Below are 3,015 nucleotides of genomic sequence, written 5' to 3' on the forward strand. Positions count from 1 at the left end.
AGGCTGGCGTCACGGCGCGCGCCAAGGTGCTCGTAGAGGCGTTGGCGGAAACGCTGGAGCGATTCCAGGCTATCTTTATAATATGGGCGTGGTCATCGTTCGCTCTCCTCTGCAGATGCCTTCTCTACTCCAACTGTATGTGAGCGAACGATTTTTGCCAGCTGGTAAGATACTTTGTCCAAAGTCCAATCAAGAACAAAAAACTCGAATCATCTCGACTTTGGCCATTTTTCTAGTTCCGTAATGTTTTTTGAAACAACGACTTACGATGGAGGAAAAAATTAGCGAGGGGTCGAATCCCAGCATCTGGGCACCTTGACCCCTACTAATTTTTTGCTCTCGTTATATTTCAAGCACTTAGCCTTCTGGGGAACTGCCAAAATGGCCAAAGTCGAGCTCATCCGACTCGACGTGAACGACCAGCACCACCAGATCATCCAGCGACCCAATGCCGATCATTCGCTGTTCGCCATAATCTTTTCGACGATCCTCGAACAACACCAGGGGACCGGCGAACACCTTTTCAGCATCGGCGAAATCCAAGCCGTGCTTGATCAGGTTCGACTGTCGCTTGGCTCAGTACAGTACGAAAGTTTTCACGCCATGCTAAGTCATTGATTTTCCGTTCTTGGAGTGAGTTGCGTTGCAAACAGCCTAATGCAGAAAAATCAAGCACTTAAGTTAAACGTGAGTAACTTCTCAATAAGTCATGGCAGCCTTGGCTGAAGATATCCGTTAAAGTACCCCATCGCTTCCCTCATCGTTTCCCGCGACTCGTCCAGCCGTCATGCCCAGCCCGATCGAACTCCCTGACATCGCCGACGCGGAACGCACCCCGCTGATCGAGCAGTTGGTGGCGCTGATCGAAACGCTGGCCGAGACGACCCAGCGGCAAGCGGAAACCATCCAGCAGCTGCGCGATGAGATTGCGGTGCTCAAGGGCGAGAAGGGCAAGCCGACCTTCAAGCCGAGCGGGATGGAGGATCAGAGCGATCCAGACAAGAACAAGCCAGGCACGGGCGAGTCGACGGGCAAGCGGGCCGGCTCGAGCAAGCGGAGCAAAACCCCGGACGTGCCGATTCATGAGGAGTGCGTGATTCCCCCCACCGAGGCGCCGCCGCCTGGCTCGCGCTTCAAGGGCTATCGCGACGTCGTGGTCCAGGATCTGAAGATCGAAGCGCACAACACCCGCTATCGCCTGGAGGTGTGGCAGACCCCGGATGGGAAATGGTTGTGCGGGGAGCGGCCAGCGACCTTGCAAGGCGGGCACTTCGGCCCGCGCCTGCGGGCCTACCTGCTCTACCAGCACCATCACTGTCATGTCACCCAGCCGTTGTTGCGCGAGCAGCTCCTCGAATGGGGCATTGACCTGTCGGTGGGGCAGATCGACGCCCTGCTCAGCGGACACAACGAACCCTTCTTTGCCGAAAAGGATCAGTTGCTGGAGGTTGGCCTGGAGGTCAGTTCCTTCATCACGGTCGATGACTCGGGGGCGCGCCACCAAGGGCGCAACGGCTATGTCACGCAGATTGGCAACGACTTCTTTGCCTGGTTTTCCAGTACCGAGCGCAAGAGCCGGATCAATTTCCTTGAGCTCCTGCAAGCGGGCGAACCCGTCTATGGCCTCAATGACGAGGCGCTGACGTACTGGCGCGAGCAGGGCCTGGCGCAGGCACTGCGCCACGCGCTGGCGGCTTCACCCATCCTGGAGATCGCGACCACGGCGGCGTGGGAGGAACACCTCAAGGCCCTTGGGATCACCAAGGAACGCCATCGGCGCATCGCCACCGAGGGGGCCTTGCTCGGCGGACTGTTGGAGAAAGGCCTCTCGCGCGAGCTGGTCATTGTCAGCGATGGCGCCGGACAGTTCGCCATTCTGCTGCATGCCCTGTGCTGGGTGCATGCTGAACACCTGATTCACACACTCATCCCGCTCAACGAGCGCCAACGCCTGGATCAGGAACGGGTGCGCGACGAGATCTGGACGCTGTATGCCGACCTCAAGGCCTACCAACGCGCCCCCGATCCCGCCGCCGTCGCGGATCTGCGCGCGCGTTTCGAGGCCATCTTCAGCCAGAAGACCGCCTTCGCAACCCTCAATCAAACCCTCAAGCGCCTGAAGACCCATCAGGGCGAACTGCTGCTGGTGCTCCTGCGCCCGGACATCCCGCTGCACACCAACGGCAGCGAGAACGACATCCGGGGCTACGTCAAATGGCGCAAGATCAGCGGCGGGACGCGCAGCGATCTAGGACGCCGCTGCCGAGACACCTTTGCCAGTCTCAAGAAGACCTGCCGCAAGCTCGGGATCTCGTTTTGGGATTATCTCAATGACCGCATCGGACAGGTTGGAGACATCCAGCCCTTGCCAGAGATCGTGCGCGAAAGGGCCTTGCCCGCGTCAGGTGTGCCGTGAGTTATTGAGAAGTTACCTCAACGCGCGCCAACGCCTGGATCAGGAACGGGTGCGCGACGAGATCTGGACGCTGTATGCCGACCTCAAGGCCTACCAACGCGCCCCCGATCCCGCCGCCGTCGCGGATTTGCGCGCGCGTTTCGAGGCCATCTTCAGCCAGAAGACCGCCTTCGCAACCCTCAATCAAACCCTCAAGCGCCTGAAGACCCATCAGCGCGAGCTGCTGCTGGTGCTCCTGCGCCCGGACATCCCGCTGCACACCAACGGCAGCGAGAACGACATCCGGGGCTACGTCAAATGGCGCAAGATCAGCGGCGGGACGCGCAGCGATCTAGGACGCCGCTGCCGAGACACCTTTGCCAGTCTCAAGAAGACCTGCCGCAAGCTCGGGATCTCGTTTTGGGATTATCTCAATGACCGCATCGGACAGGTTGGAGACATCCAGCCCTTGCCAGAGATCGTGCGCGAAAGGGCCTTGCCCGCGTCAGGTGTGCCGTGAGTTATTGAGAAGTTACAAACGTGACTCATGGTTCGCCCATTTTGAAAGCCGCATCCTCGGATTGCGTACCCAGCCGTTGATAAAGGATTTCCGAAAATCC

At 59.0% G+C, this 3,015-nt stretch carries 3 protein-coding genes and 1 pseudogene; 3 read left to right on the forward strand and 1 reads right to left on the reverse strand.

Translation table 11 applies throughout. The features are described 5' to 3' along the window. A partial coding sequence (locus GJ668_RS20425) for a hypothetical protein (RefSeq protein ID WP_222930829.1) occupies positions 1-244 on the forward strand: 244 nt, incomplete at its 5' end. A 113-nt stretch (positions 245-357) separates the two neighbouring features. Here the strand turns inward: GJ668_RS20425 and GJ668_RS19525 are convergent. Then, positions 358-564 (reverse strand): annotated as a pseudogene (locus GJ668_RS19525) (BrnT family toxin); the annotation flags it as partial. Positions 565-787: 223 nt separating this feature from the next. Here GJ668_RS19525 and GJ668_RS19530 point away from each other — a divergent pair. Continuing rightward, complete coding sequence (locus GJ668_RS19530) at positions 788-2,416, forward strand: IS66 family transposase (RefSeq protein WP_155451753.1); 1,629 nt, start codon at positions 788-790, stop codon at positions 2,414-2,416. 4 nt (positions 2,417-2,420) lie between these two features. Further along, positions 2,421-2,915, forward strand: a complete 495-nt coding sequence (locus GJ668_RS19535; protein WP_246195032.1) for an IS66 family transposase — start codon at positions 2,421-2,423, stop codon at positions 2,913-2,915. Positions 2,916-3,015: the final 100 nt, after the last annotated feature.

It is taken from the genome of Allochromatium palmeri (genome assembly GCF_009720725.1).
Classification (GTDB): Bacteria; Pseudomonadota; Gammaproteobacteria; order Chromatiales; family Chromatiaceae; genus Thermochromatium; species Thermochromatium palmeri.

Bases quoted from the DNA above. Each gene is read 5' to 3' on its own strand.
- GJ668_RS19530 (WP_155451753.1), top strand. From the start codon at position 788: ATGCCCAGCCCGATCGAACTCCCTGACATCGCCGACGCGGAACGCACC.